The sequence below is a fragment of the Vibrio sp. SALL6 genome (assembly GCF_002002385.1).
Lineage (GTDB): Bacteria > Pseudomonadota > Gammaproteobacteria > Enterobacterales > Vibrionaceae > Vibrio > Vibrio parahaemolyticus.
In genome coordinates, this window is record NZ_MQVK01000041.1 from 65,102 (window position 1) to 88,065 (window position 22,964).

Annotated in this window: 17 protein-coding genes and 2 pseudogenes; 8 read left to right on the plus strand and 11 right to left on the minus strand. The window is 43.5% G+C overall.

Features of this window, described 5'->3' with window-relative positions:
- Positions 1 to 140: 140 nt before the first annotated feature.
- Positions 141 to 1,397, minus strand: a complete 1,257-nt coding sequence (locus BIW15_RS22440; RefSeq protein ID WP_005483093.1) for a D-amino acid dehydrogenase — start codon at positions 1,395 to 1,397, stop codon at positions 141 to 143.
- Between the two features lie 107 nt (positions 1,398 to 1,504).
- Between BIW15_RS22440 and BIW15_RS22445 the strand changes: the two genes are divergently transcribed.
- From BIW15_RS22445 to BIW15_RS22455, 3 genes are all read left to right on the plus strand, one after another.
- Entirely contained in the window at positions 1,505 to 2,425 is a 921-nt protein-coding gene (locus BIW15_RS22445) for a LysR substrate-binding domain-containing protein (protein ID WP_179115330.1), read from the plus strand.
- A gap of 152 nt (positions 2,426 to 2,577) precedes the next feature.
- A complete protein-coding gene (locus tag BIW15_RS22450; protein ID WP_077281643.1) occupies positions 2,578 to 3,156 on the plus strand; it encodes a DUF6795 domain-containing protein in 579 nt (192 codons plus the stop codon).
- A gap of 2 nt (positions 3,157 to 3,158) precedes the next feature.
- Complete coding sequence (locus BIW15_RS22455; RefSeq protein ID WP_077281644.1) at positions 3,159 to 4,295, plus strand: lipase family protein; 1,137 nt, start codon at positions 3,159 to 3,161, stop codon at positions 4,293 to 4,295.
- Positions 4,296 to 4,449: 154 nt separating this feature from the next.
- Here BIW15_RS22455 and BIW15_RS22465 read toward each other — a convergent pair whose 3' ends face one another.
- Positions 4,450 to 6,195, minus strand: a complete 1,746-nt coding sequence (locus BIW15_RS22465) for an amidohydrolase (RefSeq protein WP_077281645.1) — start codon at positions 6,193 to 6,195, stop codon at positions 4,450 to 4,452.
- A gap of 289 nt (positions 6,196 to 6,484) precedes the next feature.
- Here BIW15_RS22465 and BIW15_RS22470 point away from each other — a divergent pair, with 289 nt between their 5' ends.
- From BIW15_RS22470 to BIW15_RS22480, 3 genes are all read left to right on the plus strand, one after another.
- Positions 6,485 to 7,753, plus strand: a complete 1,269-nt coding sequence (locus BIW15_RS22470) for an O-acetylhomoserine aminocarboxypropyltransferase/cysteine synthase family protein (RefSeq protein ID WP_077281646.1) — start codon at positions 6,485 to 6,487, stop codon at positions 7,751 to 7,753.
- Positions 7,754 to 7,959: 206 nt separating this feature from the next.
- Positions 7,960 to 9,291: an aspartate aminotransferase family protein gene (locus tag BIW15_RS22475; RefSeq protein WP_077281647.1), complete on the plus strand. Its 1,332-nt coding sequence runs from the start codon at positions 7,960 to 7,962 to the stop codon at positions 9,289 to 9,291.
- Entirely contained in the window at positions 9,282 to 10,121 is an 840-nt protein-coding gene (locus BIW15_RS22480; RefSeq protein ID WP_077281648.1) for a 3-keto-5-aminohexanoate cleavage protein, read from the plus strand. The genes BIW15_RS22475 and BIW15_RS22480 overlap by 10 nt, the downstream gene beginning before the upstream one ends.
- A gap of 75 nt (positions 10,122 to 10,196) precedes the next feature.
- On the opposite strand, the gene BIW15_RS22485 is transcribed toward BIW15_RS22480, so the two are convergent.
- The 4 genes from BIW15_RS22485 to BIW15_RS22500 all read right to left on the minus strand — a co-directional run bounded on the left by BIW15_RS22485 (position 10,197) and on the right by BIW15_RS22500 (position 15,099).
- Positions 10,197 to 11,564, minus strand: coding sequence for a Na+/H+ antiporter NhaC family protein (locus BIW15_RS22485; protein WP_005464256.1), 1,368 nt, complete (start codon positions 11,562 to 11,564; stop codon positions 10,197 to 10,199).
- A 166-nt stretch (positions 11,565 to 11,730) separates the two neighbouring features.
- Entirely contained in the window at positions 11,731 to 12,318 is a 588-nt protein-coding gene (locus tag BIW15_RS22490; protein WP_031791282.1) for a DedA family protein, read from the minus strand.
- 222 nt (positions 12,319 to 12,540) lie between these two features.
- On the minus strand, positions 12,541 to 14,073 hold the full coding sequence (locus BIW15_RS22495; protein ID WP_005464264.1) for a bifunctional GNAT family N-acetyltransferase/carbon-nitrogen hydrolase family protein: 1,533 nt from the start codon (positions 14,071 to 14,073) through the stop codon (positions 12,541 to 12,543).
- Between the two features lie 135 nt (positions 14,074 to 14,208).
- The gene (locus tag BIW15_RS22500; protein WP_023623232.1) at positions 14,209 to 15,099 is read right to left on the minus strand and encodes a LysR family transcriptional regulator; all 891 of its coding nucleotides are present in this window, start codon (positions 15,097 to 15,099) and stop codon (positions 14,209 to 14,211) included.
- A 398-nt stretch (positions 15,100 to 15,497) separates the two neighbouring features.
- On the opposite strand from BIW15_RS22500, the gene BIW15_RS22505 reads away from it, so the two are divergent.
- The gene (locus BIW15_RS22505; protein WP_005455971.1) at positions 15,498 to 16,061 is read left to right on the plus strand and encodes a porin family protein; all 564 of its coding nucleotides are present in this window, start codon (positions 15,498 to 15,500) and stop codon (positions 16,059 to 16,061) included.
- Between the two features lie 774 nt (positions 16,062 to 16,835).
- Here the strand turns inward: BIW15_RS22505 and BIW15_RS25480 are convergent.
- From BIW15_RS25480 to BIW15_RS22530, 4 genes and pseudogenes are all read right to left on the minus strand, one after another.
- Positions 16,836 to 17,129: pseudogene (locus BIW15_RS25480) on the minus strand (helix-turn-helix transcriptional regulator); the annotation flags it as partial.
- A gap of 282 nt (positions 17,130 to 17,411) precedes the next feature.
- Positions 17,412 to 18,743 (minus strand): ATP-binding protein, encoded by a 1,332-nt coding sequence (locus tag BIW15_RS22520; protein ID WP_025624125.1) that lies wholly within the window; start codon positions 18,741 to 18,743, stop codon positions 17,412 to 17,414.
- 281 nt (positions 18,744 to 19,024) lie between these two features.
- Positions 19,025 to 19,807, minus strand: coding sequence for a metallophosphoesterase (locus tag BIW15_RS22525; RefSeq protein WP_025624126.1), 783 nt, complete (start codon positions 19,805 to 19,807; stop codon positions 19,025 to 19,027).
- A 611-nt stretch (positions 19,808 to 20,418) separates the two neighbouring features.
- Positions 20,419 to 20,805, minus strand: a complete 387-nt coding sequence (locus BIW15_RS22530) for a transcriptional regulator (protein WP_077281649.1) — start codon at positions 20,803 to 20,805, stop codon at positions 20,419 to 20,421.
- Between the two features lie 356 nt (positions 20,806 to 21,161).
- Between BIW15_RS22530 and BIW15_RS22535 the strand changes: the two genes are divergently transcribed.
- On the plus strand, positions 21,162 to 21,737 hold the full coding sequence (locus tag BIW15_RS22535; protein WP_069516267.1) for a DUF2913 family protein: 576 nt from the start codon (positions 21,162 to 21,164) through the stop codon (positions 21,735 to 21,737).
- Between the two features lie 285 nt (positions 21,738 to 22,022).
- Here BIW15_RS22535 and BIW15_RS25360 read toward each other — a convergent pair.
- Positions 22,023 to 22,759 (minus strand): annotated as a pseudogene (locus BIW15_RS25360) (IS5/IS1182 family transposase); the annotation flags it as partial.
- Positions 22,760 to 22,964: the final 205 nt, after the last annotated feature.

Below are 22,964 nucleotides of genomic sequence, written 5' to 3' on the forward strand. Positions count from 1 at the left end.
GCAATTAGATGGGGAATTTATTGGTTTGATTAAATATGCAGCACGTTGTCATTTTAATGTGCTGCATATTCGATGAGTTAAAAATGCTAACTACTATGCAGTATGTGGAATAAAGGTCTGTTTGATTTTTGTGCGATTATTTACGCGTAACGAAGTAAGTTGAGCTCTGAGTTCTCCATGATTTTGGCTTTTTCACCAGTCATGATATTGGCTAATAAGTGCCCTGAACCACATGCCATTGTCCACCCTAACGTCCCATGCCCGGTATTAGTAAAGAGGTTGTCGTATGGCGTTGCACCTATGATTGGTGTGCCATCTGGCGTCATTGGGCGAAATCCTGTCCAGAATTCTGCTTGGCTGAAATCACCGCCGCGAGGGAACAAATCGCGAACCACCATCTCAATCGTGTTTTTGCGCTTTTGTGGCAAGGATGGGTCGAAACCGGCAAGCTCAGCGGTGCCAGCCACTCGTATGCGGTCATCAAATCGAGTCATAGCGACTTTGTAAGTCTCATCCATGACAGTAGAGCGCGGTGCGTATTCTTCATTTTCTATCGGTAGCGTCAGTGAATATCCTTTAACCGGATACACTGGAATATCAATATCGAGCTGCTTTAAAAGCGCAGTGGAAAAGCTACCAGAAGCAACGACAAATTGGTCGGCCTTAAACAAACCGTGGTTCGTTTGGACACCTATGATCTTTTTGCCTACAGTAACCCAATTACTCACTTCGGTATTGAATTTAAACGTGACACCATGCGCTTTTGCAAGTTCTGTCAGCTGTTGGCAAAACTGAAAGCAGTCACCTGTTTCATCATCAGGCAAATACAACCCGCCTACGATTTTATCTTTGACCAGCGCTAAACCGGGTTCTTGTCGAAGGCACTGTTCAACGTCCATCAACTCAAATCGAGTACCACTTTGCTCAAGCAGCTTGAGGTCTTTTTCGATTGCGGTTAACTGTTGAGTTGTGCGGAACACTTGCAAGGTACCAAACTGGCGTCCTTGGTATTCAATCGCGTGCTCATTACGTAATTGTTCTAAGCAAGCTCGGCTGTGGTTGGCGATAGACAGCATGCGAGCTTTGTTGATTTGATAGCGAGGCAAGGTGCAGTTCGCAACCATCTTGCTTGCCCAACTGATCATGTCTGTGCTGAGCGACGGCTTTATTTTTAGTGGAGCGTGTTCTTCCATCAGCCATTTGATCGCCTTGAGCGGGATACCCGGAGCTGCCCATGGGGATGAGTAGCCATAAGAAATTTGTCCTGCATTGGCAAAGCTTGTTTCCATCGCGCTGCTTGGTTGGCGATCGATGACCGTGACTTGATAGCCTGCTTGAGATAAATACCAAGCAGAGGTTAAACCGATAACACCGCTGCCTAATACGATGACTTCCATTGAGGTACTCCACACATTTATCAGTAGCGGTTAGTTTCTTTTCTTTACCTTTTATTAACAATCGATATAAATTACATACAGCGTTTAGAAAAACTATAGGCTTAGTGATGAGAAGTAACGTGATAAGTGGTTTATGGTTGTTTAACCAAGTGGCGGCACATGCCAGTTTTACGGGCGCTGCTAAGCATCTACACCTTACGACAGGGGCTGTAAGCCAACAAATAATCCACTTAGAAGAGTTGTTAGGTTTTACTCTTTTTGAACGCCACTCTCGAGGGATCCGCCTCACCGAAAAGGGAATACAACTGCAACAAGCCACGCAGTTGCATTTCTCTGAGTTAGGCAAGTTGCTTGATGATCTGAGAGTAGAAAAGCATATCAATGAGGTTCGCTTGAAGCTCACTCCCTCATTCGCCTTTAAGTGGCTAGTTCCTAAACTCGAAAGCTTTCAACTAGAGAACCCAGAAATACAAGTGCAGATCTTTGCGGAAGGAGCGCTAGTCAACAGCGATTTGAAAGACTATGACGTCGCCATTGACTACGGTCTTCACCCTTATCGAGACCATGATGCCGAGTTGATTCTCGATGAACAATTGCTGCCAGTGATGAGCCCGAAATACCTTGAGGATCATCGATGGCTAAAAACTCCTTTTGGTGATCAAACATCGTCGATGTCTGCGAATCAATGGCAAGCGGCTACGTTGTTGCACGACGCGATGCCGTGGGAAAAAGCGACACGTGACTATGAGTGGTTGTATTGGGCTTCGGCAATGGGATTCGATTTTAAAACCGATGTCGGTCACTTTTTCAATCGAACAGACATGGCGATGTCCGCGGCGGAAGCTGGAGTCGGGATCGCGATGGCACGCATGGCGTTGATTGAGGATGAATTGACGACGAAACGTTTGGTTTCTCCATTCGCCCCCATTCCTGCCAATGCTGGGTATTACTTGATCATGAATACAAGAAGCCAGTCAACTGAGCGATTTAGAGAGTGGCTTTTGAAGCAGATTGAGTCACGACGATGATTTAAGTGTTTAAGAAATAATAAAAATAAATGTCTTAATTACATATTATCTTGAGCCACTTCCCACAAATTATCTTCACTTTATTAACTTCTCTCTCTTACTCATCTTTTTCCATATCATCCTAGAAAATAACTAATGGATAGAGAAAGGCTATGGCTAAAAAAAACTCGCTTATATTGGTCCTAGCTCTATTTTCGGTAGGAGCAAGTGCAATGTTTTGGCCGTTTAAAGAATACGATGTGGAAATGTCACCAGAAGTACGTGGTGTTATTAAGCTTGATGGTAAACCACAAGTTGGGCTAACGGTTCATCGAGAACTTTTTTATGAAGGATATAAAAAAGGAAAAACGCTAAAAGATGAAGCCCAAACCAATGAACTAGGTGAGTTTTTCTTTCCTGGCGTTACTGTTCGGTCACGAGCTCCCGGAGACATATTTGGCGGGAGTTTGAACGTGCATCAAAAAATTTATCTCAATTGGCAGGGTGATCAAAAGAAAGTTTGGGGTGTTTGGGTGCCACCAGATGGAAGAAAACCATTGCTTTCAATGCTCTCGGATATTAATTGTGAGTTAACCAATATCGAGCGTATTCATGAAGTGGAGATCGCTCCCGAAAAAGGTTTACCTATATCTGTTTACTCGATTTGTGATTGGAGCAACGACAGAGTCACCACTTATTTGTACGACGAAGACTCTGATACTTACATTGCAAAAAAGGATATAGTTGATTAGTTATGAGTGAAATTTCTCCAAAACAGGCCAGTTATTTGGCGTTAGCTGCTTACTCCATAAAGCAGAATTTAGAGGATTTAGAAGTTCCCCTTGCTCTTCGCAATGACTTCTCTTTCAAGGACATGATTACAGGCACAAGTGGTGGTTTTTTCTTTCGCCCTGAAACCGGGTTTGCTCTGCTAGGAAAGGGAAAAAGTCAGCGTTATAAAAATGACCTTGTCTTAGCTTTTAGAGGTACAGCAGGATTAGCTGATGGGATTACTGACTTGACGTGTAGTGGGAAAGGAACAGATACCGGAGAGACCGTCCATTCGGGATTCCAAACTACGTTCTATTCTATGAGAAAAGGTCTAACTCGTTTTCTTCGTGATAATCCGGTAACCGCTAACGGTACTATACATTGTGTTGGACACAGTTTAGGTGGTGCATTAGCGATTCTGGTTGCGAATTGGATTTCTGCTTCTCCAGAGTTTAAAGGCAGAGTTAACTTATATACTTTTGGCTCACCAAGAGTCGGAATGAAATCTTTTTCGATCAACTCATCATCTCGGATATCGATGCACTTCCGTTGTGTCAATGGTGCGGACCCCGTAACAAAAGCGCCAGTATGGCCTTTTTATCATGTGCCTTATGATGGTTCGGAGTACATATTGAATCGTGCTCAAGGTCTTTTTCCTAGCGCACATCTTATGGCGGAGTACAGTTCTTATACACAGACTGCAACCTGGGATAGCCTTGGCTTTCAAAAGGCAAGCTCCACTTTTAAACGCGTCGTTTTAAACTATGAGAATCGACTTCAAGCCACACCTTCTGCTGATTGGGCAGATAAAATCTCGGCAGCGCTCCTTACATTGTTAGTTGATGGTGGGGCTGCGGCGTCAGTCTTTGCCCTGCAAAATGTAGGTTCTGCTATTGCTACTATATATGACGCGATTGCTCGTTCAATCGTCAAAATTTCAGAACTCTCTAGCGAATTTTCTGAACGCGTAAAAGGTTTACTTGGCCACATGTTGGTATTTGCGGGGAAAGGTGCAAATATCGCGATCAAATTTACTTATTCCTTTATTCGTTGGGTGTTTGAATTGGTGCTAAGTAAGTTGAATCAGGCTGTTAAAGCCGCCCTCAAAACGACCTTCTGATTTTGATTAATCCGCCTTTGCTTAGGTGTGGTTTATTCTTAAATACGAAAAGTTTCCTACTTGGTTAGTGAAGCTAGTGGCGAGCAAATAGATAAAGTGCTTGGTGAGTCAGATAGAAAACACCGCCTCGATAACGGCGGTGTTTTATTTTGGATTACTGTCGTTGATAAACCGATTGACCTCTGCTGATGGTTTCTTCCACGTTTAGGTCTTTTAGTGCCTTAGGTTCAATCTTCATCGGGTTGTTATCGAGGATGATTAAATCCGCATTCTTACCCACTTCGATAGAACCCTTATACGACTCCTCAAAGTGTTGGTAAGCTGGCCAAATGGTCATGGCTTGCAGAGCGGTGTACGTGTCAACGCACTGATCTGCACCCAGTACTTTATCAGTTCTGGTGGTGCGATTGACGGTCGCATCCAATACTCGGAATGAACTTGGCAGCGCAACAGGTGCGTCATGGTGAGTACTGAACTTTAACCCTGCCTTTCTCACCGCTTGAGTTGGTGAAATGAAATCGGCACGAGGATGGCCGAGTACCGAGTCCACATGCCAGTCACCCCAATAAAAAGTATGCATTGGGAATAGAGAAGGGAAGATGCCTTGCGCCGCTAAGCGATCCACTTGGTCTTGGCGCATGGTTTGGCCGTGAATGAGTACAGGTCGGCGGTCTTGTTTTCCTAGCTTTTCATTTGCTTTGGTCACTGCATTAATAAATTGCTCGATCGCTGCGTCACCATTGGCATGCGTCAGCACTTGCCATTCATTTTTAAAGGCCGTTTCTACGTAATCGTAAGCTTGTTGATCTTCAAAGGTTGGGTAGCCAGCGTAGTCTTTATCTTGTCCATGTGGCGGGTGGAAGTAAGGCTGACTTAGCCATGCCGTTTTACCTTGTGGAGAGCCATCAAAGTTCAGCTTTACGCCACCGATGCGGAAATGGTTTGTGTACTCTGGCGTGTTGTATTCCGAGTCCATAAAATCACTGCTCGATACCATATCGGCGTACGCAACCAAGTCGATCATCAGCTTGTCGTTTTTCGACGCGCGTTTCATCGCTTCATAACCTTCTGATGTTGCTCGTCCTTCTTGAGCTGTGGTATAGCCATATTTCGCGTACAAACCTTGCGAGGCTTCTAACATGCGATCTTGAAGTTCAGAATCAATCAACTTATTGAGGTTGAACAGCATTGCAAAGTGCGCGTTTTCTTCTAGGACCCCATTGGGTTCTTGGCTGTTTTCCATTCGGCGGATAATGCCACCTTTTGGATCTTCCGATTCTGATGTAATGCCTGCTAGCTCTAACGCTTTACTGTTTGCGACACTCAAATGCCCCGAAGTATGGATGATCAATACAGGCTTATCTGTGCTGACTTTATCGAGATCCGCTTTGGTAGGGTAGTAATCCAGTTGGGCGTCGTCGTAACCAAAACCTAAAATCCATCCGGTTTTCTCAATGAATAGGCGTTGCGTATTATTGTTCTCGGCATTTTTCAGAGTTTCGATGATTTTCGCAACGGTATCGGCTTCGCCATCAGGAGATGGCAGCACGTTTGCGACCATGGCTTGCAGACCAACACCATACACATGACTGTGCGGATCAACAAAGCCAGGCAACATAGTTTTGCCTTTTAAGTCGACCAACTGTGTTTTACCGAACTTGTGTTCCATCGCTCCATCTTTGCTGCCGACATAAATGATTTTCTCGCCTAATGTCGCGACGGCTTCGGCGTACTCTGGCTTATCGCCTGCCATGGTTAGGATGTCGCCACCATAATAAATTTTGTCTGCGGCGGTTACTTTGAGTGGCTCGGCGACGGCTTCTACTTCTTTCGCTTCTTCAGAAAAACACCCCGTTAAAGCAAGCCCAGATAGGGCAATGGGGATCCAGTTTTTGTTCATCGGTCATCTCCATACAGAGTAAGTTTTTTGCCTATTGCTCCCATCTCAATGAGTTTGAGAACTCAATAGGTCACATTCACTTTAGTTCATATTGAAGGAGGATTATCAACAAGATTAAAGACTTTCAATCAAGCGCAAGTTATACCTATCGATGAATATCAAAAATGTTACCTTTTCCCATTTCATAAACGTTTCTGGGCTTGGGCAATGTGACCCATAACGAGGTTCTGTGGTTAAAAAGTCGGCATGATAAGTCCACGATTTATCTCGATGACGCTCAAGGAAGAACATGAAAGACGAAACGCTATCCATCCATTTTGGTTACGAAACTGACCCTACCACTAAATCTGTCGCGACGCCGATTTATCAAACGGTCGCGTACGAGTTTGATAACGCGCAGCACGGCGCTGATCTGTTTAACTTGGAAGTGCCGGGTAATATCTACACTCGCATCATGAATCCGACTAACGATGTTCTGGAAAAACGCATGGCGGCGTTAGAAGGCGGCATTGCTGGATTGGTCGTGAGTGCGGGGAGTGCAGCGATTAACTATGCGATTCTGACCTTAGCGCAAGCAGGCGATAACATCGTTTCTACGCCGCAACTTTATGGCGGTACTTACACCTTGTTTGCGCACATGCTGCCAAATCAAGGTATTCAAGTGAAGTTTACCAAAGATGACAAGCCAGAAAGTTTGGCCGAGTTAATTGATGAAAATACCAAAGCGGTGTACTGCGAGAGCATTGGCAACCCAGCCGGTAATATCATTGATTTAGAACGCGTAGCGGAGCTTGCTCACGCACAAGGCGTACCTGTGATTGTGGATAACACCGTCGCGACACCAGTGCTGTGCAAACCCATCGAGTTCGGTGCGGATATCGTAGTTCACTCGCTCACTAAATACGTTGGTGGGCATGGCACCACATTGGGTGGCGTGATTGTAGATTCCGGTAAATTCCCTTGGGCGCAGCACAAAGGCCGTTTTCCCGTTTTCAACCAACCAGAACCTTCTTACCACGGAGTCGTGTATACCGAAGCGTTTGGTGAGGCGGCATTTATCGGGCGCGCGCGTACCGTACCATTGCGTAATACCGGTTCGGCATTATCACCGATGAATGCATTTATGCTTATGCAAGGGCTAGAAACGTTACCGCTGCGTATGGAACGCCATACTGATAATGCACTCAAAGTGGCTGAATTCTTGGAACAGCATGACAAAGTCAGTTGGGTGAGTTACGCCGGCTTGCCAAGTTCAGCACACTTCAACCTCGCCGAAAAATATATGAAAGGTAAGCCTTCTGCGATTTTGTCGTTTGGTTTAAAAGACGGTTATGAAGCCGGAGTGCGCTTTTATGACGCTCTGAAAATCTTTAAGCGTTTAGTGAACATTGGCGATGCAAAATCATTGGCTTGCCATCCAGCATCGACGACTCATCGTCAGTTGAGCGAAGCAGAACAAAAACAAGCTGGTGTGTCACCAGAGATGATTCGTTTATCTGTGGGTATTGAGCATATTGACGATATCCTAGCCGATTTAGAACAGGCACTAAACGCGTAAAACGACTCTTTTTTAGCTTTTGGTTACCTATAGGCCAGCCTTTAAAAAGCTGGCCAGTTTTTGTTTTATTGTTTAAATATCAAAAGCTTTAGTGTTTTGGGGTTGTGGTATTCCAAAAGCTCATGGTGGGTGAAATTTATTCCCTTGTCGCGTTTGGGTTTGTTCCTGATGATGTGTGCAAATCTTATACATTGGAAGGGACTCAAATGTCTTACGTATTTCACCGTCATTGCCATGCCACGCTGCCAATCATCGATAAAGGTGAAGGTGTTTATCTATTCGATAAACAAGGGAAACAGTATCTCGATGCTTGTGGCGGCGCTGCGGTATCAAACCTTGGCCACAGTCATCAAGCCGTTAAAAAAGCTATGTTGGAACAGCTCGAGCGAGTGCCGTTTGCTCATACTGGATTTTTTACTAGTGACAGCAGTGAGCGACTAGCGGAATTGATTTGTCAGCATATGCCTGAGCAGTTCAACCATGTGTATTTAGTCAGTGGCGGATCAGAAGCGGTGGAGTCGGCACTAAAAATGGCGCGGCAGTATTTTGTGGAATCAGGTAAGCCAGAGAAAAAGCAATTCATCGCGCGTCAGCAAAGTTATCACGGCAATACGTTGGGAGCTCTGGCGGTCGGTGGTAATGAATGGCGACGTGAACCGTTCAAACCTATCTTGCATCCGAGTCATCACATTGCCCCTTGCTATGCTTATCGTTATCAGCAGAGTCATGAGTCGGAATTGGATTACTCATTGCGAGCGGCGAATGAACTAGAGGCAAAAATTCTTGAGCTGGGGGCTGAGAATGTCATGGCTTTTGTCGCCGAGCCTATTGTGGGAGCCACCGCTGGAGCTGTGCCTGCGACTCAAGGTTACTTCAAACGTATTCGCGAAATATGCGACCAATACGATGTGTTATTGATCTTGGATGAAGTCATGTGTGGCGTTGGGCGAAGTGGTAGTTTTTTTACGTTTGAGCAAGAAGAGGCAGAGCCCGATCTGGTTTGTATGGCTAAAGGGCTTGGTGCGGGTTATCAACCTATTGGCGCGGTGGTTGCGAATGATCGAGTCTATCAAGCTATTGCTGATGGAAGCGGTTTTTTCCAGCATGGTCATACTTTTATGGCGCACCCTGTGGCGTGCGCTGCTGCCGTGGCAACCATTCAAACCATCTTCCAAGATGACTTATTAACGGCGGTTAATCGGCAAAGTGCTTTGCTGCGTAATGAGCTTACTTCTGCATTGGCCCATTTACCGTACATTGGCGACATTCGTGGTAAAGGCTTGTTTTTTGGCATTGAGCTGGTGGCGGATAAAGAAAGCAAGGCGCCTCTGAGTAAAGCCACATTGGCAGACAAACGCATCAAACAGCGAGCAATGGAAAATGGCTTAATGTGCTACCCAATGGGCGGGACGATTGATGGCGTTAATGGGCACCATATTTTGCTCGCACCGCCATTCATTATTCAGTCTCATCATATTGATGAACTAGTTGGCAAACTCTCACTGACGTTAAAAGAGGTGGCGGAGACATGGAAGTAGCAAACCAATATTTGCGAGAACCTATCGCCATTCTCGTGGCCCCAAACGGTGCTAGAAAAACTAAGCACGATTACGCCAACTTACCCATGACAAAAGACGAACTGGTTGCAGAGGCTATCGCTTGTCAAACGGCAGGGGCTGCCATGATCCATTTGCATGCTAGAGACGCCAACGGACGTCATTCATTAGACATCGACGACAACATGGCAATTTACCATGCCGTGAAAGAAGCGGTGGGAGAAACCATGATGGTTCAGCTCACCACAGAAGCGGTGGGTTTATATTCTCCGCCACAACAGAGGGCGTTAGTCAAAGCTGTGAAACCTGAAGCGGCTTCTTTCGCATTGAGGGAGTTAATACCCGATCGCGCAAGTGAGAAAGAAGGGCATGTCTTTTTCCATTGGTTGGCAGAGAACAGCATCGTGAGCCAAATTATTCTCTACGATACAACCGACATTGAACGTTATTTCCAACTACGCGATGCGGGCGTGTTACCTAAAACGTATCAGCATGCATTAGTGGTGTTAGGGCGTTATCACCAAACTCAACAGTCTTCGCCATGGGATTTACGAGGTTTGAATTTGGCGCGTTTTGACGAGGAAGAAATTCGATGTGCCATTTGTGCTTTTGGTGCGCGAGAGCAAGACTGTTTAGCGAGTGCGATGTTACTTGGATTCGATGTGAGAGTGGGGGTTGAGAATAACCACTTCGATGTGGCAGGCGAATTAGCAATCAGTAACGCGGCTCAGGTGGAAGCTCTACGCGATGTGGCGCATTGCTTCGCGATTCCTTTACACAGTGCGCAAAGTTTGCGTTCAGTTTTAAAGTGAATCTGTTTGAAGCAAGGAAAATAAAGAAGAACGGAAAGCAAAAAGGCTCCATCGGAGCCTTTTCGGTATTTGTCGTTAGTTTTCGGTTTGTACTGCGGGTTGGCGTGCTGGGTGTTTGATAAACACCGCCACAATGGCTGCAATTGCCAGCGCGAAACAGTAGTAAGAGTTGGCAACCACTTCTAATGGAGAAAGGTTAAATACTGAGCCTAGCAACAATACTTGCGCGCCGTAGGGCAAAATGCCTTGTACCACGCACGAGAAAATATCCAACAAGCTTGCTGAGCGACGAGGAGAGACATTGTTCTCTTCCGCCAACTGGCGCGCCACGCTACCCGATACGATGATGGCGACCGTATTATTTGCCGTGCAACCATTCACCATAGAAACCAAGCCCGCGATACCTAGCTCACTTGCGCGGCTGTTCGCGTGTTTTGAATGGCTAGAGCCAAACGCGTGGATCATGCTGCTCACTAAGTTGGTTAGGAAAGCAAGACCGCCTTGACGACGCATCAACTCACTCAGACCACCAATCAGCATCGATAGTAGGAAGATTTCCTGCATGTTGCCAAAACCGCTGTACACGTCTTGCGCTAGGTTCGTTAGACCGTAGTCGTCAATCGAAACCAAGCTTACGCCACCCGCCAGTAAAATACCGATAGTCAGCACAACAAATACGTTAAGCCCTGAAACCGCCAAAATCAAAATGGTGACGTACGGTAGCACTTTTAACCATTCAATTGGGCCAGTCTCTGGCACTTGAGTCGCAGTGCTGTTGAAGGCAAAAATACCCATAGCAACCAGTGCTGCAGGCAGTGCAATGCGGATGTTCTCTTTGAACTTGTCCTTCATTTCACAGCCCTGAGAGCGTGTTGCCGCGATGGTGGTGTCAGAGATGATAGAAAGGTTATCACCAAACATCGCGCCGCTGAGCACAACACCAGCGGTTAATGGCAAGCTCATACCTGCAGATTGAGCAATGCCCAAAGCCACAGGTGCAACGGCAGCGATGGTGCCCATCGAAGTGCCCATCGCTGTCGCAATGAAGGCTGAGATCATGAAAATACCAGGCAAAATCATGCTGGTCGGAATGGCAGATAGACCTAAATTTACGGTAGCATCGACACCGCCAGAAGCCTTTGCAACGGCAGCAAACGCACCTGCAAGCAAGTAGATCATGCACATTGCGATGATGTCTTGATGACCAACACCACGCATAAAATGTTCGATAGAGCGGTTAAGTTTCTCTTTGCTGAGAAGAAACGCAATGATGATGGCTGGTAATACCGCAATTGGTGCTGGCAGCTGGTAGAAGGCAAATTCAACGCCTTGCAAAGATAAGTACGTGCCTACGCCAATAAATAGCGCAAGGAATACGATCAATGGGATCAGTGCGACCGCAGACGGTGCAACTGTTTTAGTAGTTTGTTGGGAACCGGACATGTAAACGACAAAGATAATAATAAGAGAAGTGAGCAGACTAATCTCACCGACTTTTATTGTCAACGTCTAGACGTCTAAATGGCTGCGTAATTTTTGTATTTGGATGAAAGAAAAAAGCTCATGGCATCTATCTTACTGATACCAAGAGCCTTTATTGAAAGTGCATTTATAGCGACGATTTTGCTTTTTTTCGCTTAAGCAAGCCTAGGAGCATCAATGCGAACACAACCGCGGCGCTCGCCCAGATTGCGTATTTGTAGTGGCTATATAAATGGCTGAGTGCGCTGAGGTGCTCAAATGCAAAATGCGTAAGTAAACTGAACACCAAAACCCAAATGGTGGCAGCGAGTGCGTTGCCGAGTAAAAACTCTCTGCGTGGCATTTTTGCTATCCCACACGCCAGAGGCATAAATTGCTTCATCCCTTCAATAAATCGGCTGACCACCAAACAAGCAGGGCCATATTTTTGAATGGTGATTTGGAGCTTCTGCATTTTAGGGCCAGATATGTAACCTTTTTTATCTAGCCATCCTTCAAAGTAGTAACCAAGTAAGTAACCACAAGTATTGCCCAAAAAGCAGCTGAGCCAAGATATAACCATAACCATACTCAGATTCATGACTTGTTCTGAGGCCAGAATTGATGCTGCGATCATCAAAGATTGCCCAGGCATGGGAATGCCAATACCTTCAAAAAAGATGCTGACAATAAGCGCAAGGTAGCCGTACTGCTCCAGCAGAGGCTTCATGGAGATGAGTAAAGCGTTAATGTGTTCCAAATGCTTTCCTCTAATAAAATCGGAAGGAAATTGGAGTGATACTCCTGTTGTTTTCTTTGGTCAATTCTTGTTTCTCATTCCCGAGAAAAACTGACATACCTCTGATAATTGTGTTTACCTGATGCGCTGTTGCGCTGGATTCCGCTCGCCGTTCGATTCACGACGGCGAGCGGTCATTACTATGGCTTAGGTCTCAGGCTACTCTTTTGGTGTTGTGAACGCACCGTACAAATCGAGGCGTCGATGGCGTAAGTTCGTTACCGAGCCTTCGGTGTTGAGCTGTTTCAGCTTGGTTAAGTCAACATCGGCAAAGATGATCATTTCCGTATTCGCGCTGGCTTCCGTCAATGTGGCGTCGTGGGGGAAATAAATGTCTGAAGGTGAGAACACCGCTGATTGAGCATATTGAATGTCCACGTTGTCCACGCGCGGTAAGTTGCCGACACTGCCGCCAATCGCCACATAACACTCGTTTTCGATCGCGCGAGATTGAGAACAGATCCGCACACGTTGATAGCCGTTTTTGGTATCGGTCCAGAATGGCACAAAGATAATTTGCGCACCTTGTTCGGCGAGCATACGACCCAACTCAGGGAACTCGCTGTCGTAACAAATCAGAATGCCGACCTTACCAGCATCGGTTTCGAACACTTGTACATTATCACCGCCATCAATTACCCAGTCTTTTTGTTCGTGTGGCGTGATGTGGATTTTGTACTGAGCGTTAATTTCCCCATCGCGTTGCAGTAAGTACGCTACGTTGTAGAGCTTGCCATCTTCGATGAGCGGCATACTGCCAGCAATGATATTGATGTTGTAAGTGACCGCCATTTGCGAGAAACGGTTTTTGATCTCTTCTGTAAAGCTAGCAAGAAAGCGAATAGCTTCAACCGAGTTTTGATCGTTTTGCAATCCCATCAACGGAGCATTGAAGAACTCAGGAAACAAAGCAAAGTCGGCTTTGTAGTTGGCCAGAGAGGAGATAAAAAACTCGGCTTGATCGAGCAAGTCTTCCAAATCGTTCATCGCGCGCATTTGCCATTGCACCACGCCAATGCGAATCAAGGTTTTCTCGATGTCGTGAACGGATTGAATGTCTTCCTCGTAGAAAAAATTATCCCACTCTAGCAACGTGGCGTAGCCTTTTGAGGCGTTATCTTCTGGCAAATAGCCACGCATGATGCGTTTAACATCAAAGTCATTCGCAAGCTGGAATGAGAGGATCGGGTCGTGCAATTCGCGGCGTTTTACTTTGTCGATGTACTCTGCAACGCTCAGTTCATCCGCGTATTGGTGGTAATTCGGAATGCGGCCACCGGCTAGTATTGCTTTAAAGTTTTTGCTGCGGCACAACTCTTTGCGCGCGTCGTAAAGACGTCGGCCCAAGCGAAGCCCACGGTAATCAGGGTGAACAAACACATCTAGGCCATACATGGCATCGCCTGTCACTTGGTTCTGAATGACGTTATTTTCGGTGATGATGTCAGTGTACAGGTGAGGAAGTGAAAATCGGTTGTAGTCCACTTTGATCGTCAGCGCAGCGCCGACAATTTTGCCGTTATCCTCAATACAGATTTGTCCATCGGGAAACTGATGAATGAGATCCATGATGGTCAGGCGTGGCCATGATCCGCCCACATCAGGAAAAACGAGGTCCATTAATTCCGCTAACTCTGGGTAATCGGTCGGCTCAATGGTACGTAAAGAGAGTCTTGGCGTGTTGCTGTCCATATCCTACTATCCATTTATCCTTTTCAAATAGTATGGATGAGAATGCCACAAATTTAACCATACTTACATTTGAGGCGCGGCAGGTGATAGGCTCTGCACAATCTTCATATTTGTACTGGTTTCATATCGGTAGCTTTATGTATGATGGGTAAGTTTGTCTTTTAACCAGTCATGAAAAAGTGCCACTTTTCTTGACGTTAACCGGAAGTTTGGGATCACCACATAATAGCCATAGCCGCTGTGAAGCTTTAGATTCCCAATATGTTGGATGTCACCACGTAAAATAGAAAATTGCGCCATAAAATCGGGCAGCAAAGCCAAGCCCTTCTCCATTCTCACGGCTTCACACGCCAAATAAAAATGCTCAAACCCGACGGAGTGATAGGTGATTGGGCACTCTAAACCGTTCTCCTGTTTGAACTGCTCCCACAGTTGCGGGCGAGTCGTTTGCGGAATAAATGGGTAATGGCTGATGGCTTGGTTGTCTGACAGCTCTGGTAGGTTGGTGTTGCCAATCAGCAACAAGGTTTCCTCACATAAGAGCTGGCTATATTCATAATGAGTCGAAAGAGGCAAACACCGCACATGCAGATCACTTTCGCCATGAATGTTTTTAACTGCGCCATCTCCGGTAAGAATTTTCACGCGAATATTTGGATGGCGCTGGTGGAAATCATCGATATTTGGCACCAGCCAAAGACTGGCAAACGAGGGTGTGACATCGACAACCAACAGCTCTTGATCGGTATTGGTCTGAATTAGGCTGGCGGTTGCCTGCTGAATGAGCTCCAGAGCTTCTGTTATTTGGGGTAAATAGCGCTTTCCTTCCTCTGTTAGCTCCACGCCGTTTAACCCTCGATGAATGAGAGGAAGCCCAACGAGTTGCTCTAAAGATGCCATCTGTTTACTGACCGCTCCTTGTGTTACGCACAGGTCATCGGCGGCTTTAGAAAAGCTGAGATAGTTAGCCACAGCAACAAAAGTCCTCAACGCACGAATGGAAGGGTACTCACTGCCTTTTATCATTCTTTCAATTCCATTGAATTTGCTTCGGCACAGAGTAGAGGATTTGTGCTTTTAAGCAAAGCAAGGCACGACGGATGTGTGATTGTCTTCCTTTCTAGTAAACACGCAACGCGATATTTCAATGACTATTTAACAACTCAAGAATATTCACGCTGTGTATTTTTATTTTGAAAAAACTACAAATTAGCGAGAAGCTTTTTCACTAGTTATATTTATCCTACATTTATATTGTTTGTGTAAGGTAAATAAATAGCCTGTATTTTGTTTTTTGTACGAGTGTTTTTAGCTAATTGTCAGAATATTATTAAATAAAATAGTTTCTCATTAATTTAATATTGGCATTGCTTTTGCTATTTATGATTGGAACTTTCGATAATCAGTTAATTTAGGAGAACGAAATGAAAAGCAATGTTGTTACTCTGGTTGGTCTATTTTCTCTAGCAACGTTTAGTACTTTATCTTACGCAGCGGACTCCAAAGATCATGGCGTTTATGTAGGTGCGAACTACGGTTATTTAAAAGTTGATGGACAAGATGATTTCGATGACGACAGCGATGCAATGCAAGCATTGGTGGGGTATCGCTTTAACCGTTACTTAGCGTTGGAAGGTGGCTACATTGATTTTGGTAGCTATGGTAACAACTTGGCTAATGCAGAGACGGATGGTTATACCGCAGCATTGAAAGTGACGGCTCCAATCACCGATAGAGTGGATGTGTACGCGAAAGGTGGCCAAATGTGGTATTCGACAGATTATAACGTTGCTGGATTCCATGGAAACAAAGATGACGAAGGTGTATTTGCTGGTGCCGGTGTGGGCTTCAAAGTAACGGATAACTTTTTAGTTAACGCAGAATACACTTGGTACGATGTGGAACTGAACGCAGAAAATGTATTTGATGGTGCGAATACAAATACAGACTTTAAACAAGCATCTTTAGGTGTGGAATATAGATTCTAATATTTCTAATAATTCTAATCCATAATAAAAATGCGAAGCTTAAATAGCTTCGCATTTTTTGTTGGGTTATACGAACCAAACCTGAAATTCGTAGTAAGGTCAAAATTGAAGAGACTATTTTACTTACTCAATCAGGTGCTAATGAAGCAAGAGCACCACCTAAACTATGACCTACGCAGTGTATTATCTTTGGTGCTTTTATGTTCTTTTTCGAATAACCAGCGATGTATGCTGCAACTTTATTGTATTGAAGAGATCTACAAAACCTGCATGTGCTCTGTAACCGGATGAGGTACCTGATATCCCAAAAGCTTAGAAAACTTTAAATTGAAAAGCATATAGTAAGTACACACTTTCTACCTTTTAATGAGTACTTTTGAATTCTCATGTGTGGTTGGTGTTGTACTTATGAGCGACTCAACGAGTTTTTAAATTAGCATAGGTTGTAAAGTTACGCAGTAATGCTTGTGATAAGTCATCAGGTAGCATGAGTGACTGAGAAAAGAAGACAATATGATTGTTGATACAAAAAAGGCCACCCGAAGGTGGCCTTTTCCAAACGTTTGGTGGGCTGGCGGGAGTTGAAATGGTTTCTAACTTTTCATAAATTCAGTAACTTATAACGATGTTACCAATTTGGTGTTGCATCAAATGTTACATCAATTTCCTGCTTCAAAAGGAACTGAACCCGCGTCCATGTATTCCTGAATTATTTAAAAATGCTAGTTTGTTATAGCAATTTAATCTAAAGCAATAGCGCTGATACTGAGTATTTTACCCAGCCTCACCATCCATTAATAGCGATTTTAACGCATCGGAAGAAGAAGGGAGTAGTCCGACTTTTAAGCCAAATGGTTTGAATACCTTATTGAGAATCTCTGTATTGTAGCTGCCCCGATCATTCTCTATATCTGAGAGTGTTTTTCTTGAGACATCGATAAGTCTTGCAAACACATCCTGTTTGAGTCCCAGTATCTTAATGCGTAAACTTTTCAACGCTTGGCCTTGTGTTAGCTCTCCAAGCAATAAGTGTTTGATGATTTTGTTTACCTCGGTTTTGCGTTCTGATGGACGAGTGGAGGGGGAGATTTTTGAGACTCTCTGACTTATTGAAGTTTTGGGTGATGTATTAACGACATGGCTCTCTGATATCTCGTGAGGTGCATCTCGATTGGCCCTTAAACGACCTATGACCTCTTCTACAGACTCTCTTTTTTCTGGAGCAATTTTATTCATAGCAGCCTCGCTTTATCAGATCCTCTAAAGCTTATGAATTAGTTATTAATGTTATGAGTAAAAAATTACTCATAACATTGATTCTTAGATGTTAATGAGTATTTTCTTACTCATTTAGCTTTTATCTAGATCTCTGAGGTGATCAAGTAAGTATTCTGTGTAGTAAAGCGGCATCACGATGTGTTCTCTCTCTGTTGCTGGAGAGCCTTGAGTACCTGTAAGTTTGATTGTCTTGTGGGGCTTACACTTCTCGATGTAGGATTGCAATGATTTCGCACGGGTTCGCTTACCGCTTTTTACTTCTACAGGTACGATTCGACCTAGGTCATCAGCGATAATGAACTCTATCTCTGCTCTTGCGTCTCCCCAAGAGAAGCTTGGTTCAATACCTAGCGCAGCGATTTCCTGTTGAACATAGTTTTCGGCGATATATCCCTTGTATTCATAGCCTTGCTGTTTGATTTCACGGTAACCAGTGCCGAGCATATGGTTCAATAGCCCTACATCAAAGAGAAACAGTTTAACCGTATTTTCCTTCTGATAAGCAGCTAAAGGAGAACGAGGCTGTCCTTCAATAGGATGATTTTTTAAAGCAAGCCGACACTTGTGAAGCCATGTGATCGCACTTTCATACTCAGCATAGCGAGACTTGCGTTCGTGAACTCCCTTGAATTTAAACCGTTTAACGGAGTCGTCGAATACCGAAGATAGTTGAGCGGGAATGCTTCGAAATACAGATTCGATGAGCTGTGCATCCACTTTTCCAGAGTACTTTCCGAAATCACGCATGTAGCCCTCAATTAAGTTCCTATGGACTTCAGACACGGCTTCAATGCGTTCAATAATACTGAGTTCTGAGTTTTCGAACCATGAGTTTACGGCTTCAGGCATGCCGCCAACAAAATAATAGTCGGTCAGTAGTTCGATTAATTTTGTATGAGCTGCTGGAGAATTCAGCTTTTGGTCAAACGCTTTTTGCAGTGCTTTTTCTCCAGATGCCCACAAGAACTCCCTGAAAGTCAGTGGCCTTAAATTGTGTTGCTCAACTTTTCCAACGGGAAAGGACGTGAGCAATCCGATATTTGAACCACTAGCAGCAACATAAGCTTTGGGAGCCTTTTCTGCAAAGTACTTAAGAGAGGTGACCGCTCTTGGACATTCACCAATTTCATCTAAAATAAGAAGATCTGTTGATGGCTCGAAGATTTCTCCTGTTAATAGTTCAATGTTGGTGATGACGTCATCAGGGTTTAGAGAGCCTGAAAAAGCTTCAATTAACTCAGGGCTTTCTAGGAAATCGATTCTTATGACATTTTCGAATGTACTTCCTAATAGCTCCTGTAATAAGAATGTTTTACCAGTTTGTCTAGCACCGTCAATCAGCAAAGGCTTCCTTGTCGGCTTGTCTTTCCAGGCGAGTAGGTTTTCAAGTAGTGTTCGTTTCATCTAGCCACCTCAGTTAAAGTGCTTATCTGGTTGAGTGTATATTACACAAAAATGCGCAATTAAATGCAAGATGTAACATTTTTTTGCGCTTAAAAGAGATAGTTTTGACATTTTTATGCGCGTAAAAGTGTTTAGAGTGATTTCTATGTGAATGATAGTGTTGGGGCTGTGAGGTGATGGATCTATGCATCATTTCTGTTTGGTTGCTTCACAAGGGCAATGATCACAGTGAGAAGGCCCTAGCGGGCTTTCAGATACCAAAGTTTCTTGCTGGCTAGCTCTTATAGGTAATAAGCTTTATTAGTAAGTAATCCACTAGTTAAGCGTACAGAACCCTTGGGATTAGAAATGAATGTGGTACTACCGCCTGCGATCACTTTCTCTACAGCATCATGTTGATGCCCTGCAACCCAGAACCTCGCTTTTGAGATCAACTCATTACTCAACCCTGCATGGTAGTAGGGGGCATAAACACTATTGGCATTTTCTTCTGTCGCGAAAGCTTCTTTAGAAGGAAGATGATGTGAAACAACAAGATCTACTTTCTCAGGGAGGTTATTGACGAATGCTTTGTACTGCTCTTCAATTATAGAGCTGTCAATAAACTTAGCGTCGTTCATCAACTCAGAATATACATTTACAAGCTCGACCGAATAGGTGTGAATGGGAAACCAAAGGGTTCCACCGAAGATAGTGAATCCGTTCAATTCAATCGACTCATTGTTCAAAAAGAACAGGTTTTCAGTGGTATCGCTATGAGCCTTAAGCTTTGCTAATACTGAATTCTTAGAAACGTTGAGAGAACCAGAGTTAGTATTAGATTCGCACTCACTTGTATATCGGTAGGATTTACTCTTATTGCTATACCATTCATGGTTTCCAGCAACCATGATGACCGCCTTAAAGTGGCGGCAAAGTACATTCTTTACGTATGCTATGCCTAATAGACCGTTTGCCGTGTCACCAGCAACAACCAACGTGGCTTCTTTATCGAACTCATGCCAAAAATCGCGGCGTATTCCGTGAGTGTCCAGGTGTAGGTCAGAAACAACGTAAAACTTCAAACTATCATGGCCTTAAGATTGATTGACTACTTCATGCATGGTACATGGATTATTTGGATTAGATAAGTGAGCATATGCGCTAAGCATTTCTACTCAAGGTACTTGAAGGGTGCTTTTGAACAGGACAATGATTGGACGTGTTGTTTGATTTTTCGGCACTAAGATTTAGACACTAACTTTTAGTGTCTAAATCTTAGTTGTTATTAACAATTTGAAATTGTTAGTTTTTAGTTGAGGTGCTTTGATTTGGCAACATCGTTGAGGCTAGCAAAAGTGTTAGTGTGCTCCGTAACTACGGCAGGCATTTTTATGAGTGAGGCTTATATGAAGAGCGAGGTTAAGGCTAAAAAAGTGATAACGAGCAAGCCGACTAACATGATCGTGACGTTGCGCTAGATGGGGTTATTGACTTGCTCGATTACGATATCTCTACCAAACACAGGTATGGTAGTTTGAAGTAACTGAAGCCCTCACAGAGCAGCTGGAAGAGAGCATTGGTGACGAGCAGGTTGACCTAGACGGAAAGTATTAAGAATAACCCCTATTTGAGGTTGCACAGCATAAAGCTGTGCTTTTTAAGCGGCATACGCCGCAGTAACAAGTGATAGACATCATGCACAATATCTTTCTTGCAGTGTATCCTCTAATTCTTTGCCCAGAATAATTTCAAAGTCAGTAAATAAAGCGACGGGACGAGAAGTATTGTCTTTCTTCTCTATTTGGATAAACCCTTTCGATGATAGTAAGTGGAGTGTACGTGACAGTTTACGAGTATTATGACCGCTGATGTCCGCAAGTTCAGCTAGATTTTCAGGCTTTTCCCTACTCATCAGGAGCATTAGCTCGATATTTTCATTACACAGTAACTTTGATACTTCATCTAGTGATGTGAACCAAAATGTCGGTAGATGCTTGCTATGACTAATGTTGCCTTCGGCCACACTAATCATGTGCCTACGAATGAGGTCTTCTGACATAACTCCAATACGAGCTTTCATTACTATCCCTCCCAGAACGAAATAACAAAACCCTAGTGTATAAAACGCTGCTCTGAAAGAAAAAGTGGATAGTTATATTCAACGAAAAAACGATACCATCGGACACAACTTTCGAGATCGTGAGGATAATAGAAACAATGAAATCCTAGTATCATTGAGCCTTTTTTCGGGTCACCCTATCCTAAGGTCTACGAGGCTCTTCACTAGAAAAACACTTGTGTATTAGCTGACCAATCAAGACTAGAGAGTTGGTTTTCGTGTGACTCATGGGGGGCAAAGTAAACTAGTTGCAGTGTTAGTTTGCTTTTCTTTTTATATGTTAGAATAACAGCATGAGTAAATAATCAATGCTTACAATGTCAGAACAATTATATTACAAGCTTTTAAAATCTACTTTTGAAAATGCACTGCTTCATCTTTACTTTAAAGTCAGCGCGTCTCAAAGCTTTGTCAAAGAAGAGCAACGCAACAAAATCCTCATTGATTTCTTAAAACCAAAATTGAAAGAGCAACGCTATTCACTTATCAAAAAGAATTTAAAAACCATCTGTTTAATGAAAAACAAGTTTGGGTCAATCGAGAAATATTTAAATGGGATTGTACAGCAATATAGTTCAATCAAGAGCAAGAGTGATGTAGACAAACTCTATGAGTTGCTTGAGCAGCTTGAGAAGGCAGGGTTTGAAACAAAGTTGATTGAAGAAACTCCAACACAGAATCAAGATGTTGTTTATTTAGATAGAGCACACATTATCAACTGTTTCGATGAGTATGACAATCACCAGGTTGCGCCCATTTCTTTGCTCATTCATACAGAACAAATAGTTAAGTTCACTCAATCCCTAGATGAGCAAGCTTATTTTGAATATGAAGTATTTCAAGTTAATAAATCATTGAAGAGCTATCACTATCGCTTACACCCTCGTTCCTGATTGCTGAACATATAAAAATAATAGTTCCAAGTATTTCGAATATTTCATAATGTAGTCTTGGAACTTTTCTGTACCAAATGTTTAGTTATTCGACTTTACCTTGATACATATTATAAAAATACTTCAAGAACAATATGTTAAGAATTACGCCTTTTCTACTATATCCTGGAAGAATCCTCATAGGATGTTGTTGGTTGCCAATTCATTGGTGCGGATAAGCATTACATTTTCCAATGTCAGGAACATCACAGGGCTTTGTTAAGTAATTCGGATAGATAACCAAACCACCTGAGCATTGTAATTTCTCATGTATATCTTCCTACCAAGCGACTGCTTCACTCTATACATCGTACTTTTTGAGAGTAAATGCTTGCAATAACGATATCGCTTTTTTCACTTTTTGTTAAAGCCGTAAAGCTTCTGGCAAACTACCGCTAAGATCGAGAGTGGCTTTTTCTTGTAGAGATTAGCGGAACAGCTCGCTTAACCCGTATAGTATTGTGACAACTCCTTGTATCATAAGCTCCATCACCAGATATCTCGATAATTCTTCGGCGTGTTTGATTTACAAAGTTAAGAAGGACTTCTGTATCGTAACATGAGATAAACTCAGTTCTTCTGCGATTATTTTGTGAGTGCAGCGTCGGATACTAAATGCAAATTTTCTCAAACTCTACGCATCCGTCAGTACCATGATTTTTGACCTTCCGTTTACCTTCGCCATAAACCTTGAGGCTGCCAGTATCAGTGGCTAGGTACTGTATTGCACCTCCAGTTTTTGTCTCAAAAGAGACCGCAACTTGTTTAACTAAAAGACTGATACAAATGAAGTATGAGAAGGTAAGAGTAGTATTAGACAACATAAACAAGGAATCGATAAACTGATTACATGCTAGTGTTGTTGTTTTTTTTATTCACCTTCAGTACGGTAGTGATGGCTAAGTCGATGAATCGACGAGGTCTGCTACGGTTGATTAACGCTTTGTTGTACTGTTGCAGTTAGTTTTATTATAACTAGGTCTCGCATAGGCCTAAGATGATTAACTGATATACACGTTTAGCTGTTAAGTTATTGGTTTATTTTTAATCTAATTGCCCCCAACCAAACCGTTGAACTAAAACTTACCAAACTTGGAAAGGCTATGGAAGATAAATAGTTTATTGACGGTAGCGAAAAAATAAAAATAGGATAGACAATATCAAGTCAAATAAAGATATGATATTGTC

Excerpts from the sequence above, each read along its gene's own strand:
- BIW15_RS22520 (WP_025624125.1), bottom strand. The coding sequence starts at position 18,743 with ATGAAACGAACACTACTTGAAAACCTACTCGCCTGGAAAGACAAGCCG.
- BIW15_RS22480 (WP_077281648.1), top strand. The coding sequence starts at position 9,282 with ATGGAAGTAGCAAACCAATATTTGCGAGAACCTATCGCCATTCTCGTG.
- BIW15_RS22465 (WP_077281645.1), bottom strand. The coding sequence starts at position 6,195 with ATGAACAAAAACTGGATCCCCATTGCCCTATCTGGGCTTGCTTTAACG.
- BIW15_RS22485 (WP_005464256.1), bottom strand. The coding sequence starts at position 11,564 with ATGTCCGGTTCCCAACAAACTACTAAAACAGTTGCACCGTCTGCGGTC.
- BIW15_RS22500 (WP_023623232.1), bottom strand. The coding sequence starts at position 15,099 with ATGATAAAAGGCAGTGAGTACCCTTCCATTCGTGCGTTGAGGACTTTT.
- BIW15_RS22475 (WP_077281647.1), top strand. The coding sequence starts at position 7,960 with ATGTCTTACGTATTTCACCGTCATTGCCATGCCACGCTGCCAATCATC.
- BIW15_RS22455 (WP_077281644.1), top strand. The coding sequence starts at position 3,159 with ATGAGTGAAATTTCTCCAAAACAGGCCAGTTATTTGGCGTTAGCTGCT.
- BIW15_RS22495 (WP_005464264.1), bottom strand. The coding sequence starts at position 14,073 with ATGGACAGCAACACGCCAAGACTCTCTTTACGTACCATTGAGCCGACC.
- BIW15_RS22505 (WP_005455971.1), top strand. The coding sequence starts at position 15,498 with ATGAAAAGCAATGTTGTTACTCTGGTTGGTCTATTTTCTCTAGCAACG.
- BIW15_RS22450 (WP_077281643.1), top strand. The coding sequence starts at position 2,578 with ATGGCTAAAAAAAACTCGCTTATATTGGTCCTAGCTCTATTTTCGGTA.
- BIW15_RS22470 (WP_077281646.1), top strand. The coding sequence starts at position 6,485 with ATGAAAGACGAAACGCTATCCATCCATTTTGGTTACGAAACTGACCCT.
- BIW15_RS22445 (WP_179115330.1), top strand. The coding sequence starts at position 1,505 with ATGAGAAGTAACGTGATAAGTGGTTTATGGTTGTTTAACCAAGTGGCG.
- BIW15_RS22535 (WP_069516267.1), top strand. The coding sequence starts at position 21,162 with ATGTCAGAACAATTATATTACAAGCTTTTAAAATCTACTTTTGAAAAT.
- BIW15_RS22440 (WP_005483093.1), bottom strand. The coding sequence starts at position 1,397 with ATGGAAGTCATCGTATTAGGCAGCGGTGTTATCGGTTTAACCTCTGCT.
- BIW15_RS22530 (WP_077281649.1), bottom strand. The coding sequence starts at position 20,805 with ATGAAAGCTCGTATTGGAGTTATGTCAGAAGACCTCATTCGTAGGCAC.